The sequence below is a fragment of the Legionella massiliensis genome (assembly GCF_000756815.1).
GTDB lineage: Bacteria > Pseudomonadota > Gammaproteobacteria > Legionellales > Legionellaceae > Tatlockia > Tatlockia massiliensis.
Genome location: NZ_CCVW01000002.1, coordinates 502,381 through 518,903 on the forward strand (window position 1 = coordinate 502,381; position 16,523 = coordinate 518,903).

The window sequence follows — 16,523 nt, forward strand, 5'->3', positions numbered from 1 at the left end:
AAGATCGGCACAATTTATCGGTATAAATGCGTTATACTTGGAAATATTCACGCTTTATAACAACCACTTGTATGTCCGATGATTCTTTGTCTGATGAAGATAAATCCCTATTTCGCCAAATGATGACTGGTGTCAAACCCCTGACTAAAAGCAAAAAAGCCGACTTACCAAGTCCAAAAACCGCACCTATTAGAAGGGCACGACGTGAAAACCAGACTAAAGTCCCCCCTACTCATGAGATTTATCTCTCAGATTACTATACCGAGGAAGTGCAAACGAATAGCATTTTGTCCTATTGCAGTCAATCTATCCCCAATAAGCGGCTACGCGAGCTTAAGAACGGCCTTATTCCTTGGCAGGCACGCCTGGATTTACATGGTCTAAGACCAGATGCAGCGCGCCAATCGCTGGTTAATTTCCTGCAACAACAGACTAGCTTGGCTCATCGTTGCCTTTTAGTTATCCATGGCAAGGGTAGCCACAAGGGGGAGGCTCCTGTTCTGAAAAATTTAGTTGCTCATTGGTTACCTCAGTTTCCACAGGTTTTAGCCTTTCATAGCGCGTTAAACCGAGATGGCGGTGCAGGTGCAGTCTATGTGCTTCTAAAACGGCAAAAGGAAGAGTAAATTCACCCCATTTGGGCTTTAGTGGAAAAGTTCGATAATTACGAAAAAAATTGAATTTATCCTTATAAAGCCTTAATATTTGCACAAATTTTTGAATGTTATCGTCATGAGCAAAAAAGCAATCATCATTGGGATTTCCGGCCCATCCGCTTCCGGTAAAAGTCTTCTAGCCAATACTATCGTCAATGAGCTAGGTTCCGATCAAGTCGCTGTCATCTCGGAAGATGCCTATTACAAAGATAACAGCCATTTGCCCTTTGCTGAGCGCGAAAAGATCAACTACGACCATCCCGATGCCTTTGATCACGCTTTACTTTGCGAGCATTTACGCAAATTACAGCAGGGAGAGACTGTTGAAATCCCGATCTACTCGCATTCCAAACACATTCGTTTACCAGAAACCCGTCGCATTGGCCAGCATGCAATTATTGTCCTGGAAGGCATTCTGCTCTTCACTGATAAACCTTTGCGTGAGCTAATGGATACTCGTATTTTTATGTCTACTCCTTTGGATATCTGCCTAACACGCCGCCTAAAACGAGATGTTGTGGAGCGTCATCGCTCTTTTGAATCCGTTGTCCATCAATATGAAACCACTGTTAGACCGATGTACTTACAGTTTATCGAGCCATCAAGTCGCTATGCAGATATTATTGTTCCACGTGGTGGGGAAAATCGCATTGCTATTGATATGATCCAAGCAAAAATGCGTGAGTTAATCGCAACGCATAAAAACGGTTAAAGGAGATTCAAGTGGGATTTTTAAACGGTAAAAAAGCATTAATTATAGGACTGGCATCTAATCGTTCGATTGCGTACGGTATTGCCAAAGCCTTCCATGAACAGGGCGCAGAATTAGCCTTCACCTATCAAAATGAAAAATTACAAAGCCGCGTAGAAACGATGGCAGCAGAATTTAATTCTAGCCTGACCTTCCCCTGCGATGTCGCGTCAGACCAGGACATTCAGGCTGTATTTGAGCATTTAGGCGCTCATTGGAATAAATTAGATATTCTTATTCATTCTGTCGCCTTTGCTCCTGCCGATCAGATTAGCGGTGATTTTGTCGATTGCTCTACTCGTGAAGGTTTCCATATTGCCCATGACATCAGCGCCTACAGCCTAGTTGGTCTGGCAAAGGCAGCCCTTCCGCTAATGCAGGATACACAAGGCTCAATTTTAACTCTGAGCTACTATGGCGCAGAAAAAGCCGTGCCCAATTACAATGTGATGGGTATAGCCAAGGCTAGTCTTGAAGCCTCTGTACGCTATCTTGCTGCCAGCATGGGTCCACGCGGAATTAGAGTCAATGCTATTTCGGCAGGTCCGATTAAAACACTGGCCGCCGCAGGCATTAAAGATTTCCGTAAAATGCAGAGCGCTTATGCCAATACAACGCCGTTAAAACGCAATGTTACTGCCGAAGAAGTTGGTAATACCGCAGCCTTCCTCTGCTCAGATCTAGCCTCTGGCATCACCGCAGAAGTCGTTCACGTCGATGCCGGCTACCATGCAGTAGCAATGTCAGACTTAGTCTAATAGAAATTGTTTAGGGGTAAGAGCCTCCCTCGCACACGATTCTACCCCTAAAAACATGTAGCCTTGATGCACGTAGTGTAGTCAAGGTTTTCCTTCTCTCCAAAATAAAAAACATCAACAATACTTCATAACCAATAACTTGTAATAAGTCCCGCAGCATTCACGCCCTATTCACCGAATAGTCTGTAGGAAACCTTGATTACGCTGCATCAAGGCTACGTTTGTTAGATTGGCGGCGAGAGTCCAAGACTAGATATCTCGGCTTCAGAGGAAAGAAAAATTTTGCTCTTTAAATCTTCAAGTCCAGTTTTAAATTGCCCAAGGGTTATTTCAAATTCAAAAGCTTTTTTTGCCGACTTTGCTATTTGCCGTGCGATAGTCAGGGAATAGCAATCATTAAGAACATTATAAATATCCATTTCGATTCGATTTAGTCCATCATTGAATACCATAAACCTAGCCGTTGCAGCATCCTGGATACTACTCAACAACCTAGAGTTTTTAGGATTACCAATAATTTCCATTAGGTCAGAATTTATCCGCAAGGCAACAAGCCTATCTCTAATCGTAGTATCCTTATAAAGTTCGGGAAAAAGCTCCACAATTGCCGTCAGGGTATTTACCTTGGTTGTATATTTCATGCTTACCTCAGGCTATTTATAAACAAATACTTTTATCAACAAGTGCGAGTCCTTTTATATCAATTCTTATTATTTTTGCAATAATTCTGCACAGAACCGCAGATATTACAGGGATTTCATATTGCCATCACTATTTTGTATTCATAATGATTATTAGTATTTCATATAACCAATTTAAAATAATGGCAGTGCTCAAAAGGAAACCAGATTTAGAAATCCTCATCCGCCCTACTAGCACCTTTTCCTTAAATAAGTGAAACAATAAACCCTCTTTTTCCCTTCACCCCTCAGGAGACAAGCTGCTCGTAGGGTGGATGAGGAGCTGTCAATTAGAAATTCTTTCCTGGTGCAAATTTGCTCCGGGTGACATAGTAGAAAGGGCTGTCAAACTATACCTACTGTTTAGGCGAAAATGATGCTGAGGAAATACTACTTAGTTCAGTATATGAAACTCTGAAACATTATTTTAGTGAATGATGCGCTAAAAATAGCGCTTTATATGATAGGGAGCGAATATTTTTTAAGACCATCTCTGGATACCACACATACAGTGCGGTATTCAGAGATGATTAAGATCATTCTGATATTAGAATGTATGTGTAGGATAACCTTGTTGTGCATGAGGATCGAAATACGGTGCAGACGGTTCCGGAATCAAATTAGAATGCGGCACATAATAATAACCCTGAGGCGCCGGATACTGAGGCTGATGTACAACCGACATACCTATAGGAGATGGGAACTCGAAGGGTGACAGTGGTTGCGTTGGTTGGAGCCCAGACGAAAACGGAAGAGTATCTGGATATATTTGGCCAGTTGGTTGATGATAGGCATGATCAGATTGCTCATGACTCGGGTCAAGTAGCGGCTGTGGATAGTAGGGCTGCTGTGGTTGATGGTATTGTTGCTCTGAACCAAACGGTTGCTGCGGTGAATGGTATTGTTGGTGCTGACCAAACGGCTGCTGCGGTGAATGGTATTGCTGCTGTTGTTCTAACGGCGGCTGCTCAAAGACGTACTGAACTTGAAGCTCTTTTCTTAAATCAAATCGGAGGGTATAAGCTTCTGTTTCATTAGCCACATTTGCAGGAACATTCACTTCCATAATACCAAAGCTTCCTTCATCAAACTCACCCTTCCGTAACTGGCGGATTTTATCTAAAAGCTCTTGCTTTTCTCTACCGCCTGAAGTGAATACACGACCTAATAATGAAGGTAACTGCTCTTTGCCCATGGTTTGGCGAATAGCAATCATTGCAGAGAGTACCTTCTCAGGATCTATGCCCTTAGCTTCCAAATCTTCCCGCTCAGAATCAGTCAGTTCATAACGATGGGCATCATAGACATCAATAGCATCTGGATTAGCCTTTCTTATCGCATATTCTTGAATTTTGTTGGTAATAAAACAACCTAAACCAGCGCCAATAATAGTCAAACAAACTACGGCTAAAATTACCATACCAGCAGGGTTGCTCACACCAGCTGCTATAGCTAAAGAGATAATAGGAGCTTCTAGGAGGAAAAAGGTTAATAAGCCAACAGCACAGCCACTTGCTGCTGCAGCCATCATTGAAACGGCAGCCTGAATCCAACCCTCATTATGCCAAAAACGTTCCATATCATCCAAAAACTGGCTGAACAAATAGTACATAGCAATAAAGGCAGCAGCAATCGCCAAGGCAGCCAAAGCAACTAACAGAAGAAGAGCCCAGGCCTCTCCATCAGTGCTAGAAGAGCTAGAACTTACACCGTGATAAATACTGCTACCATATCCACCATGATGGTGAAGTGAATGAAGCATCAAGGTATCAAGCATCAGCCAAGTAAAGAGCGCATCATCAGAGGGACAATAACGATAGCTATTATAACGGTAAAAGTCTCTTTCAAGTATTGGTGTAAATTTTATAATAAAAAGTATCTGAGTATCCGTTTTTTTCATATTCAGGAATTGAGGGCATGCCTGGAAAAAGGTGTTTAGAGTAGCAAAAACTTTTTGCTGTTCTTCAAAAGGGAGGTCATAGAGAGCACTACTAGGATCGCTCAGATTATATTGCACGCGAGTAACTAATTTGTCATAAATCTCATGAGGTGGAGTTTTTTCAGCAGCTAATTGCTCAAAATCTCTTTGCAGCTGCATCTGCAGACGCGCTCTTTGGTTATTAGTAAATTTTGCTGGCATTACATCTCCTTACATCTAATTTTTAGTAATTTTTGCCTTAGACACCAGGTCATTGATATATAAATCGTAATCCATTACTCCATTGCTACTCTCAATTTGCTGGGTCAAACTTGCTTGTTGCTCTTTATCAAGGCTCTTATATTGCCCATCATTAATTTTTTTGAGGCGAACTATAACATAGTTTCCATTGCTTAAACTATGTCCATCTCGACTATTTTCTCGCGGTAAGCTAAAAGCTAGATCATTGATAGCAGAATCTGTCTTATCTGTATCACGAGTCGCTTTTTCCACTTCATGCCATTGCAGTTGATTCTCTTGCATCAGTTTTTCTTGTTGGCTTTCATCTTCCTTGTTAGATAAAAGTTCCATACCCACAGCCTGAGCTTTCTTCTCAGCGCCCTGCATAGCCAGTTTATTAGCAATATAATCCTTTACCTCTGCCAAGGGTTTCTCAGCTGTCGGGACATGCTTGTTAACCCGCAATACAATTACGCTGTCATTATCAAGTTGAACAGGCTCACTATTGTTACCCAGCGCCAACACATCGTGGCTAAAAGCAGCATTAATGATCTGTTTATTTTTTGTTAGGTCAGAGTCACCGCCTTGGCGTGAAAAAAGCTCAGATTGTTCAACAGGCAGTTTTAAGGTATCTGCAACAGGACTCAGCGAATCAGGACTTTGATAGCTCAAATCACCTAACTGTTCTAGAGCCTGAGCATACTGTGTTTGAGTTCGCTCAGCCAATAGTTGTTCTTTTATCTCTTGCTGCACTTGATCGAAGGGTTTAAGAACAGCGGGCTTGTAGGCAACTAACTTAAATATTTCATAACCAAGCTTCGACTGAACTGGTGGTGAAATCTGTCCTGGCGTAGTTAACTCTGCAAGTGTCTTATCAAAGCCAGACTGACCAGCAACCAGCCAAGGAAGAACTCCATTACTCGCAAGCGACAACTTATCATCTGTTTTTGTTTTTAATAATTCATCAAATTTTGCAGGATCATCTTGGAGTGCCTGATAAGTATCATCAGCATTTTGCTGAATCTGCTTTCTTGCTTCATCGCTTGCATCCTCAGGCACCGCAAAAAGAATATGTGCTACCTGCCATTGTGCTGGTGTAAGAAAACTACTCTCGTTTTCCTCGTAATATTGTTTTACATCTTCAGAACTAACCGCAATCTTGTTTTTTAATTGCTGGGTCGATAAACGAACATAGTCAATACTAACCTTCTCTGGTGCTAAAAATTCTTTTTGGTGTCCCTGGTAATAGTTATTAATAGCCTCATCAGAAACTTGGCTCTCTTTGATAAAGTTAGAGGCAGGAATTTCCAAATAGTCGTAATCCCTAGTTTGCATATAGAGCTTAACAAAGCGCTTTATTTCTCCAGGTAAGGCAAAGGCGGACCCCATAAAGGCAAAACGTTGCTGATTTAGCAACATACCTTGTCTTACTTCATTTTGAAATGATTCAGGGGTAAACATAGCGCCACTTAAGGCTTGTTGATAACGTTCAGGAGAAAAATGGCCATCTTGCTGAAATTGGGGGATATTGAGGATTGCATTATTTGCCTGTTCAAGACTAACCTCAAACCCTGCAGCTCGTGCTGCTTGCATACTGACTTCATTATTTATCATATCGGTCAATACTTGCTTCTTTAACGCTTGTTCACTTGCAGCCGTTATTTCAGAGGAATCGCGCTGTTGCCGCGCTCGTCTGTAATTGACTTCAAAAGATTGCTTACTAATCGCTTGTCCATTGACATCAACTTCAGCATCAGATGCCTGGCGAGACTGCATATAGTAGTCCACCCCAAATAAAGTAAAAGTCATCGCAATAAGAATAATGACTATCCAGGCTACAAGACCTTGTATGCGTTCGTTCAGCTTCTGCAACATGTTCGAAGTTCCATATTTGGTAATATTCGCAAGAAATATATTTTAATCTAAAAAACGCTGTTGAATCAGCAGATTAGCCTCTCTCTCGACGGTTCAACTGCGTTTTTTAGATTAAACGAGGCTTATAAAAAAAACGCGCCCTTCGGCGCGTTTATCTTGGCGGAGTGGACGGGGCTCGAACCCGCGACCCCCGGCGTGACAGGCCGGTATTCTGACCAACTGAACTACCACTCCTTTTCTTGGTGGGTGCTGCAGGGATCGAACCTGCGACCCTCGCCTTGTAAGGGCGATGCTCTCCCAGCTGAGCTAAGCACCCAGAAAACTATGCTTCTTGTACAGCTTCTTTTAAAGACTTACCAGCTTTAAATTTAGCAACTCTAGAAGCTTTAATCTCAATTTTTGCGCCAGTCTGTGGGTTTCTACCAGTACGTGCAGAACGATTGCCGGTGGAGAAAGAACCGAAACCAGGTAGTACAACTTGATCGCCACTTCTTAAAGCATCAGTAACAGTAATCATAAAAGTATCAAGAACTCGACTAGCGTCTGCTTTAGTTACGCCAGAACCACTTGCAATTGCATCAATCAATTCACTCTTATTCATCTTTTCCCCTATCTGTTATTTCTTCCGTTACCCGAGCCGATTAAATCAAAATCATCAACTTCAGTCAAGCAGTCACATCCCTGCATCACCCACCAGCAGCGGGCAACGGAGTGAAATATACCCGGTATTAATGGGCATGTAAATCTTTATTTTTACTTTTTTTAGAACTTTTAGCAGAAATGATCTCTTGCGGAGCTTGCTCAGGTGCATTTAGGATTGGATTGCGTTGCAAAGCCAGTTCTAAAACCTGTTCAATCGTCTTCACGGGATGAATCGCCAGTTTCCGTAAAACATTATCCGGAATCTCTTCAAGATCTTTCCTATTCTCCTCAGGGATTATAACGTGCTTGATTCCACCACGATGTGCTGCCAGTAGTTTTTCCTTCAAACCACCTATAGGGAGAACCTGGCCACGTAGCGTTATCTCACCGGTCATTGCTACATCTGCCCTTACTGGTATCTGTGTAACAACTGAAACTAGTGCCGTACACATACCTATCCCCGCACTGGGGCCATCTTTTGGGGTAGCGCCTTCAGGAACATGGATGTGAAAATCACTTTTGTCGTAAAAATCATCTGCTACGCCAAAACTCTTGGCTCGACTTCTCACCACAGTCATTGCTGCCTGGATGGATTCCTGCATTACTTCACCAAGCTGACCGGTATGAGTAGTTTTACCTTTCCCAGCCATCATTGACGCTTCAATTGTAAGCAATTCCCCGCCAACGCTTGTCCAAGCAAGACCGGTTACCTGCCCTACTTGGTCAAATTCTTCTGCTAGTCCATAACGGAATTTTTTTACACCGAGATATTTTTCAATATTCGTGCGGGAAACAGTCACTTTTTTCACTCGCTTGCCAGTAAGGATTTCTTTAACCACTTTGCGGCAAATGGAAGCAATATCCCGCTCGAGATTACGTACGCCAGCTTCTCGAGTGTAATGTCGGACTATTTCGCGAATTGCGCTTTCGCCAATATTAATCTCGTCTGGTTTAAGGCCATTCAGCACCAACTGCTTATCAACCAGATAACTCTCTGCAATATGAATTTTCTCATCCTCGGTATAACCAGCAAGGCGAATTACTTCCATACGATCAAGTAAGGGAGCAGGAATCTCTAAGGAGTTCGCTGTTGCTATGAACATCACATCACTCAGATCATAATCTACTTCCAAGTAATGGTCGTTAAAGGTGTGGTTTTGTTCAGGGTCGAGAACCTCAAGTAAGGCAGAGGCAGGATCACCGCGAAAATCCATAGCCATCTTATCAACCTCATCGAGCATGATAAGCGGATTTTTAACACCAGCCTTACATAATTTTTGAATAATCTTACCGGGCATAGAGCCAATATAGGTACGTCGATGACCTCTGATTTCTGCCTCATCACGCACACCACCTAAAGCGATACGGATAAAGGTTCTTCCAGTTGCATTTGCAATTGATTGCCCTAAGGATGTTTTACCCACCCCAGGTGGTCCGACTAGACATAATATAGGACCTTTTAAGCGTTTTACCCGTTGTTGCACAGCCAGATATTCGATAATTCGTTCTTTAACTTTTTCAAGACCATAATGCTCTTTATCAAGCAATTTCTCTGCCTTGCGCAAATCAAATTGAATTTTATTCTTCCTCTTCCAAGGCACACTCAACATCCAATCCAGATAATTGCGTATAACAGTTGCCTCTGCTGACATGGGAGACATCATTTTCAGTTTATGTAACTCAGAAAGCGATTTTTCTTTTGCTTCTTTAGGCATTCCTGCTTTATTAATGGATGCTTCAAGTTGCTCAATTTCATTACCCTCTTCGCCCATCTCGCCGAGTTCTTTTTGAATCGCTTTGATCTGCTCATTAAGATAGTATTCGCGCTGGCTTTTTTCCATTTGCCGCTTAACTCGACCACGAACCCGCTTTTCAACATGCAGCAAATCAATTTCGCCTTCAATCGCGGCCATTAAACGCTCGAGACGTGTTCCAACATCGACCGTTTCTAGTAATTCCTGCTTATCATCAACTTTTAAGCTTAGGTGGGCAGCAATTGTATCTGCCAGTCGGCCAGGTTCTTCAATGCTAGCTAAAGAACTGAGAACTTCAGGAGGGATTTTTTTATTTAACTTGATGTATTGTTCAAATTGGGACATCAATGAACGCATTAAAATCTCTATTTCCTGATCTTTTAAAAGATCGCTGACTTCCTCAATTGGTTCAAGAGATGCCTCTAAGAATCCACTTTCCAGAGTATAAGCTGTAACCTTAGCGCGCTGCTCACCTTCAACGAGTACTTTGACAGTACCGTCTGGCAGTTTTAATAACTGCAGAACACTTGAAATAGTACCAACTGTAAAAACATCTTCAGGGCTTGGATCGTCATTTGAGGATTTTCGTTGTGCAACAAGAAAAATCCTTTTGTTATCAACCATAGAGGCTTCTAGAGCCTTAATGGATTTATCACGTCCGACAAATAAAGGGATAACCATATGTGGGTAGACTACAACATCCCGGAGAGGCAATACTGGTAATGGTGATAACTCTTCATTTTCAGATTCAGACGGCATGATTTCATTTTCGCTTTCGCTAGACATAATGAGCCCTTATTCAAACGATAATCTTATGAGAAATAACATACAGCCTTTTAGGACTTGGATTTAGGCATATCCTCCTAACCTATTGCCTTGTCCTCTAGATCTGTTGGCATTTAGTGACAGAACCAAATGTCAACAGCTCTTTAGATTTGTTTGCCCCTAAATTAAGAACAAACAGAAAACCTGGGCGGCCCTACCGTAGCTATAATCCGCATAATCTACAGTAGTGCTCAGACATATTATTATTCTCTTCCACCTGCAGCAGATTGTTTACCTTCCTCACCTTCATAGATAAGGATTGGCTTTCCAGTGCTATTAATAACACTTTCATCAATTACTACTTTCTTTACACCTTCCATAGAAGGTAATTCATACATGGTGTCTAAAAGTATATTTTCAAGTATGGCACGTAAACCACGCGCACCAATTTTTCTCTCCAACGCCTTTTTAGCAATCATGCCCAATGCGTCATCCCTAAATTCGAGCTCAACATTCTCCATTTTAAATAAGGCATGGAATTGCTTGGTAAGCGCATTTTTAGGTCTTGTGAGAATATCCACTAATGCTGATTCATCTAATTCTTGCAAGGTTGCTACTACAGGTAAGCGGCCTACAAACTCAGGTATCAAGCCATATTTTACTAAGTCTTCAGACTCAAGCGCCTCAAGAACCTTTTCTGTATCCTTCCCAGCTTTTTGGTTTTTCAACTGAGCCGCGAAACCAATTCCAGACTTATCGCTACGCTCACGGATCACTTTATCAAGTCCAGCGAAGGCGCCACCGCAGATAAATAGGATATTTGAGGTATCAACTTGCAGAAACTCTTGTTGTGGGTGTTTCCGCCCACCTTGTGGTGGTACTGATGCAATCGTACCCTCGATTAATTTCAATAAGGCTTGTTGTACACCTTCACCGGAAACATCTCGAGTAATTGACGGATTATCAGATTTGCGCGAAATTTTATCGATTTCATCGATATAAACGATACCCTGCTGGGCTTTCTCTACATCATAATCACATTTCTGTAACAATTTTTGGATTATGTTTTCAACGTCCTCACCAACATAACCAGCTTCTGTCAGAGTTGTTGCATCAGCCATGGTAAAGGGAACGTTTAATAAACGCGCTAAAGTCTGCGCAAGCAAAGTCTTACCGCTTCCTGTTGGGCCGATTAAAAGAATGTTACTTTTGCCTAACTCAATACCATCTTCTGTTTTGTGATATAGCCGTTTGTAATGGTTATAAACTGCTACAGACAGCACTTTCTTCGCATGGGGCTGCCCAATCACATACTCATCAAGGAAATTTGATATTTCTTTAGGCGTAGGTAAGTTCGCCTCTGCTTCCTCAGGCGCATCCTGAGTTTCTTCGCGGATAATATCATTGCAAAGTTCTACACATTCATCACAAACGAAAACAGATGGTCCTGCTATCAGTTTTTTTACTTCGTGCTGACTTTTACCACAAAAAGAACAATATAAAACCTTATCACTATCGTCGGTTTTACTCATCTACAAACCCCTTTCTTACTGTTACCTAGCCCAATCAGGTAATCTTATACCCTTACGAATGAATTTTAGGTTTTTATGCTATCGCCTAAAATCCCCAAAATCCATTCGTTAAGGGCATAGTAAAATTTTAGACAATCGAAAAAATAACGCCAGCAAAAATGCCAGTTAATTCGAGCAAACGAATAAACTGGCATTTCTTATCACTCCGCTACTGCCATAGCTTCACGATCGTATAGAACTTTATCGATTAGACCGTATTCACAGGCCTGTGAGGCACTCATGAAATTATCACGCTCAGTATCACGCATTATTTGATCTGGCGTTTTCTTAGTGTGCTTAGCCATAATACTGTTTAATCGTTCACGTACAGCTAAAGTTTCACGTGCGTGAATTTCTATGTCAGTAGCTTGTCCTCTATAACCACCCAAAGGCTGATGAATCATCACTCGCGAATTAGGTAAACAAAACCGCTTACCCTCAGCGCCAGCGCAAAGCAAAAGTGCAGCAGCACTAGCTGCCTGACCAATACAAAGAGTACTGACATCTGGCTTGATGAATTGCATCGTATCATAGATAGCTAGACCAGCTGTCACTACGCCGCCTGGCGAATTGATGTAGAGAGAAATATCCTTCTCTGGATTTTCTGACTCAAGAAACAACAACTGGGCAACAACCAGATTAGCCATATGATCTTCAACTTCACCCAAAAGAAAGATAATGCGTTCTTTCAAAAGCCTTGAGTAAATATCGTAAGATCGTTCCCCTCTAGAGGTCTGCTCGACAACCATTGGCACAAGGCCACTGGCATTTCTAATCAAGTTTTCTGAATAACCCGACATATTTACTCTCCTTTAGTCTCACTTTCCTTCGTGGGGTTCATAACATCATTATAGTTTTTGGCTTTCTCTATAAGTTTAGCATTTTCACTAATCTTTTCGGCAACCATCTCTTCAGTAACCAACGCTTCGATTTCTGCTAATCGCTCTTTGCTACCCTGGTACCAAGCACGCAGCTCATCAGGATTTTCGTAAGCCATAGCAAATTTCTCTATCATTGCATTAACACGTTCTTTATCAGCTACTAATTCATGTTTTTTCACGTATTCAGAGAACAATAAGCCCAGATGAACACGTCGTTTTGCCTGTTCCTCGAAGAGAGCTCGTGGGAAATCAGGAATTTGCTCATTATCAGAGTGCTCATGACCAAAGAGACGATGATACATTTCATGCTTAAGGTGTTCGATTTCTTTATCGATCAGAGCCATTGGTAAATCAAATACGTTGATTGCCATTAATTTGTCGAAGATTTTTTCACGATTCATCGCTGAGACTCGTCGCTCAAGCTCTCGAACCATATTTTCTTTAATATCCTTTCTCAGGCCTTCAATACCGCCATCTTTGATATTAAATTGCTCAGCAAAGGCATCATCCAGTGCAGGTAATTTGCCTTCCATTATTTTATGTACGGTGATCTTAAACGTCGCGTCCTTTCCTGCCAATTCTTTGTGACCATAGTCTGCAGGGAAGGTAACTTTGATTTCGAAGGGCTTCTCTTTTTCAGCACCTACAATACCATCTTCAAAGCCTGGAATCATTGAGCCAGAACCAAGAGCAATTTCATAACCTTTCGCAGCACCACCTTCAAAAGCTTCTTCACCTAAGAACCCTTCAAAATCGATAACAACCTTGTCATCTTTAGCAACTGCACGAGAAACTTCATGCCATTCTTTATTTTGCTCGCGTAATTTTTCAAGCATTTCATTGATATCTTCGTCTTTAACTTCAGCACGAACAACTTCAATTTCATCCTGGTTTAATTCAACAATGTCAAAGGTTGGAAATATTTCGAAAACAGCGGTATAGATAAAATCTTTACCTGATTCAACCTGGGTAGGTTCAACAGTTGGTGAACCTGCGGGGACCAACTCATTTTTTTGCAGCGCTTCGAACAAAGTTGATTGCACCATTTCTCTGGCGACCTCTTCGCGAACGCTATCTGAATAACGGTTTTTTACAACATGCATAGGAACTTTGCCCGGGCGAAAACCGTCAACTTTTACCTTTCGAGCAAGATTTCTGAGACGCAGGCTCACTTCTTCCTCTACTTTTTCGGTAGGTACCGAAACTGTTACTTTACGTTCCAAACCTTTCAAGGTCTCTACAGAAACTTGCATCTAGTCACCTCTTGGATATTTGTCAAAGTATGGTGCGAAAGGAGAGACTCGAACTCTCACGGGTTACCCCACTGGAACCTAAATCCAGCGCGTCTACCAGTTCCGCCACTTTCGCAAACAGGGTGGAATTATCAAACAGTATGTCTATCTTGTAAAGACTCAGGATGAATCTTTAGCTTATCGACCAATTTAGGGGTCTGGGGTGAACGATGGGACTCGAACCCACGACAACCGGGATCACAACCCGGGGCTCTACCAACTGAGCTACGCTCACCATTATACTCATCTTTTATAAAGATTGCGGAATCTGCTTAAGGCTGGCACGCCCGGCAGGATTCGAACCTGCTACCCTCGGCTTAGAAGGCCGATGCTCTATCCAGATGAGCTACGGGCGCATAAAAAATTGGTCGGGGTGGAGAGATTCGAACTCCCGACATCCTGCTCCCAAAGCAGGCGCGCTACCAGACTGCGCTACACCCCGTTTTCAACCCGTCCCAAGGACAGAGCCGGAATGATACTCGGTGCAGATGTCGAGGTCAATAATTCTTTTAAATTATTTTTATTTACGGCAGGAAGCTGTTTAAGATAGCATTAAAGTTTAATTATTTGTGCAATTTTTCTATGAAAGCCAAGCTTTTACCGCTCTTCGACAGCCTTGATCATCTACATAAAAATTTAGATAACGTGGTATTACCTGATCCAAATTGTTATCAGGATTTTTTTTATAGTCTCAATTTTCTCAAGAGTTATACAGGTAGCTTGGGTACATTCAACTCTTACCGGCGCGAAGCTGAGCGCTTGTTACAATGGTGTTGGCAAATAAAAAAGATAAGGCTCAATGAGCTTAAACGAGAACATATTGAGCAATACGTTCGCTTTTGCCAAAATCCGCCACAAACCTGGATTAGCCTAAAGAAGGTACCTCGATTTATTGAAAAAGAAGGGCTCCGCCTGCCTAATGAGGACTGGCGCCCTTTCGTTGTAACTATTTCTAAGGCATCAAGAAAACAGGGTTCTCAAGCGTCCATTGAGCAATTCAGTTTATCGCAGGGTGCGATACAGGAAATTTTTGCAATTCTCAGCACCTTTTTTAATTTTCTGATTGCTGAAGAATATCTTGTATCTAATCCGGTGGCCTTAATCCGTCAAAAAAGTAAATTTGTTCGGAAACGGCAACAAAATGCACCTATCAGACGCCTTAGTTTGCAGCAATGGGCTACTGTTCTGGATACTGCCGAGCACTTAGCACAAGAAAACCCGGACAAACATGAGCGTACTCGCTTTATTTTGAGTATGCTTTTTGGCATGTATCTAAGAATTTCAGAGCTTGCAGCCAGTGAGCGTTGGATTCCAACTATGAACGATTTCGCCAAAGATTCTAATGGGCATTGGTGGTTTACAACCGTTGGCAAAGGCAATAAAGAGCGACAAATTGCCGTAAGCGAGGCTATGCTTGATAGTCTAGTACGCTGGCGTAGCTTTCTAGGCTTGCCCCCTTTACCAGCGCCTTCTGATAATTCACCTCTGATTCCCAGAATCCGAGGTACAGGCCCAATGAGTGATACGGCACCGCTTCGCCGTATTGTTCAATTTTGCTTTGATCAGGCAGCTGAACAATTACGTCGCCAGGGACTGACTGAAGAAGCGGATAATCTGACCGCGGCAACTGTGCATTGGTTGAGGCATACAGGAATTTCTGAAGATGTGAAAATTCGTCCACGGGAACATGTCCGCGATGATGCCGGCCATAGCTCCAGTGCGACAACCGATCGCTATATTGATGTTGAAATGCAGGCACGCTATCAGTCTGCGCGTAAAAAACGTATTGAGGTTGAGTAATGTGTTTGCCCCTCATCCGCCCTTCGGGCACCTTCTCCCCTTGTATAGGGAGAAGGGAAAATAAAGAGCCAAAATAGGGATAAGCACTTAAGCACTCGGCTTAGCATCAACAAGCTCGATCTGCTCAGCCTGCAAGGCTTCGCCTAAAAATATCTCGCCAACGGCTTGAAAACGTTTGACCGAATCAGTAACTAAGTAGTTGATTTTAGCTTTTTGCTGTTCACTACTTAGCAAATTCGTGTCGCTAAGCACCTTATGCAAGGCTTTCGCAGTTGCCTCTGCGGAATCGACTACGGTCACTCCGGCAGGTAACAGCGTGGTTAATAAGGATTTAAAAACTGGGAAATGGGTACAGCCTAAAAGCAGGGTATCTTCTTCACTAAAATCAGAAAGGTAATGCCTCAAGGCTTCTCGAGCAACTGTGTTTGACACCATGCCCTCTTCGGCCAAAGCTACTAAAACACTACAGGCACGGGCATTGATAGTCGCTTGGGGTAGAGACTGGCTAATTAAATGCTGATAGGCATTCGAAGCAATGGTTGTTTCTGTTGCCAATACAATAATTCGGTTATTTTTTGTTGCAGCAACGACCGCAGATGCACCAGGAATTACCACGCCAAGAACAGGTATATCAGGAAGCATGGCCTGCAGATGAGGCAAGGCTGCTGTAGTCGCGGTATTACAGGCGATGACCAGGGCTTTTATTTGTCTCTCTACCAGAAGCCGTGCCATTTGTACTGCATAGAGCTGTATGGTATCAGGACTTTTTGTTCCGTAGGGTAAACGAGCAGTATCCCCTAAATATATAAATGACTCATTCGGGAGGGTTGTTTTTAGTGCGCGCAGCACTGTCAAGCCCCCCATTCCCGAATCGAAAACACCTATTGGCAGATTATTCTTGTCCATCATGTCCCTATTTTCTTTATAATTATCACTAGAG

At 42.4% G+C, this 16,523-nt stretch carries 13 protein-coding genes and 6 tRNA genes; 4 read left to right on the forward strand and 15 right to left on the reverse strand.

Going from position 1 to position 16,523, the window contains the following annotated elements; all coding sequences use genetic code 11:
* Positions 1-26: 26 nt before the first annotated feature.
* The 3 genes from BN1094_RS09295 to BN1094_RS09305 all read left to right on the forward strand — a co-directional run bounded on the left by BN1094_RS09295 (position 27) and on the right by BN1094_RS09305 (position 2,165).
* Positions 27-626, forward strand: coding sequence for a Smr/MutS family protein (locus tag BN1094_RS09295; protein WP_245614280.1), 600 nt, complete (start codon positions 27-29; stop codon positions 624-626).
* A 106-nt stretch (positions 627-732) separates the two neighbouring features.
* Positions 733-1,368, forward strand: a complete 636-nt coding sequence (udk, locus tag BN1094_RS09300) for a uridine kinase (protein ID WP_043874147.1) — start codon at positions 733-735, stop codon at positions 1,366-1,368.
* Between the two features lie 11 nt (positions 1,369-1,379).
* Positions 1,380-2,165 carry an enoyl-ACP reductase FabI gene (locus BN1094_RS09305; protein ID WP_043874148.1) on the forward strand — a complete coding sequence of 262 codons (786 nt, stop codon included), beginning with the start codon at positions 1,380-1,382 and terminating at the stop codon, positions 2,163-2,165.
* 224 nt (positions 2,166-2,389) lie between these two features.
* Here the strand turns inward: BN1094_RS09305 and BN1094_RS09310 are convergent, their stop codons facing one another.
* The 14 genes from BN1094_RS09310 to BN1094_RS09375 all read right to left on the reverse strand — a co-directional run bounded on the left by BN1094_RS09310 (position 2,390) and on the right by BN1094_RS09375 (position 14,225).
* Positions 2,390-2,806, reverse strand: a complete 417-nt coding sequence (locus BN1094_RS09310) for a hypothetical protein (RefSeq protein ID WP_043874149.1) — start codon at positions 2,804-2,806, stop codon at positions 2,390-2,392.
* 586 nt (positions 2,807-3,392) lie between these two features.
* A complete protein-coding gene (locus tag BN1094_RS09315; protein WP_043874150.1) occupies positions 3,393-4,985 on the reverse strand; it encodes a hypothetical protein in 1,593 nt (530 codons plus the stop codon).
* Between the two features lie 15 nt (positions 4,986-5,000).
* The gene (locus BN1094_RS09320) at positions 5,001-6,878 is read right to left on the reverse strand and encodes a SurA N-terminal domain-containing protein (RefSeq protein WP_043874151.1); all 1,878 of its coding nucleotides are present in this window, start codon (positions 6,876-6,878) and stop codon (positions 5,001-5,003) included.
* A 157-nt stretch (positions 6,879-7,035) separates the two neighbouring features.
* Positions 7,036-7,112 (reverse strand) — tRNA-Asp (locus BN1094_RS09325).
* A gap of 6 nt (positions 7,113-7,118) precedes the next feature.
* Positions 7,119-7,194: transfer RNA gene (locus tag BN1094_RS09330), tRNA-Val, on the reverse strand.
* Between the two features lie 6 nt (positions 7,195-7,200).
* Positions 7,201-7,479 carry an HU family DNA-binding protein gene (locus BN1094_RS09335; protein ID WP_043874152.1) on the reverse strand — a complete coding sequence of 93 codons (279 nt, stop codon included), beginning with the start codon at positions 7,477-7,479 and terminating at the stop codon, positions 7,201-7,203.
* 127 nt (positions 7,480-7,606) lie between these two features.
* Positions 7,607-10,033 (reverse strand): endopeptidase La, encoded by a 2,427-nt coding sequence (lon, locus tag BN1094_RS09340; protein ID WP_342666478.1) that lies wholly within the window; start codon positions 10,031-10,033, stop codon positions 7,607-7,609.
* Between the two features lie 269 nt (positions 10,034-10,302).
* Entirely contained in the window at positions 10,303-11,571 is a 1,269-nt protein-coding gene (clpX, locus tag BN1094_RS09345) for an ATP-dependent Clp protease ATP-binding subunit ClpX (RefSeq protein ID WP_043874154.1), read from the reverse strand.
* A gap of 200 nt (positions 11,572-11,771) precedes the next feature.
* Complete coding sequence (clpP, locus tag BN1094_RS09350; RefSeq protein WP_043874155.1) at positions 11,772-12,410, reverse strand: ATP-dependent Clp endopeptidase proteolytic subunit ClpP; 639 nt, start codon at positions 12,408-12,410, stop codon at positions 11,772-11,774.
* A 2-nt stretch (positions 12,411-12,412) separates the two neighbouring features.
* Complete coding sequence (gene tig / locus BN1094_RS09355; RefSeq protein ID WP_043874156.1) at positions 12,413-13,744, reverse strand: trigger factor; 1,332 nt, start codon at positions 13,742-13,744, stop codon at positions 12,413-12,415.
* A gap of 30 nt (positions 13,745-13,774) precedes the next feature.
* A tRNA-Leu gene (locus tag BN1094_RS09360) sits at positions 13,775-13,859 on the reverse strand.
* 83 nt (positions 13,860-13,942) lie between these two features.
* Positions 13,943-14,018 (reverse strand) — tRNA-His (locus BN1094_RS09365).
* Between the two features lie 44 nt (positions 14,019-14,062).
* A tRNA-Arg gene (locus tag BN1094_RS09370) sits at positions 14,063-14,139 on the reverse strand.
* Positions 14,140-14,148: 9 nt separating this feature from the next.
* Positions 14,149-14,225, reverse strand: a tRNA-Pro gene (locus BN1094_RS09375).
* Between the two features lie 140 nt (positions 14,226-14,365).
* On the opposite strand from BN1094_RS09375, the gene BN1094_RS09380 reads away from it, so the two are divergent.
* Entirely contained in the window at positions 14,366-15,583 is a 1,218-nt protein-coding gene (locus BN1094_RS09380) for a tyrosine-type recombinase/integrase (protein ID WP_043874157.1), read from the forward strand.
* An 87-nt stretch (positions 15,584-15,670) separates the two neighbouring features.
* On the opposite strand, the gene murI is transcribed toward BN1094_RS09380, so the two are convergent.
* Positions 15,671-16,489 (reverse strand): glutamate racemase, encoded by an 819-nt coding sequence (murI, locus tag BN1094_RS09385; RefSeq protein ID WP_043874589.1) that lies wholly within the window; start codon positions 16,487-16,489, stop codon positions 15,671-15,673.
* Between the last annotated feature and the right edge of the window lie 34 nt (positions 16,490-16,523).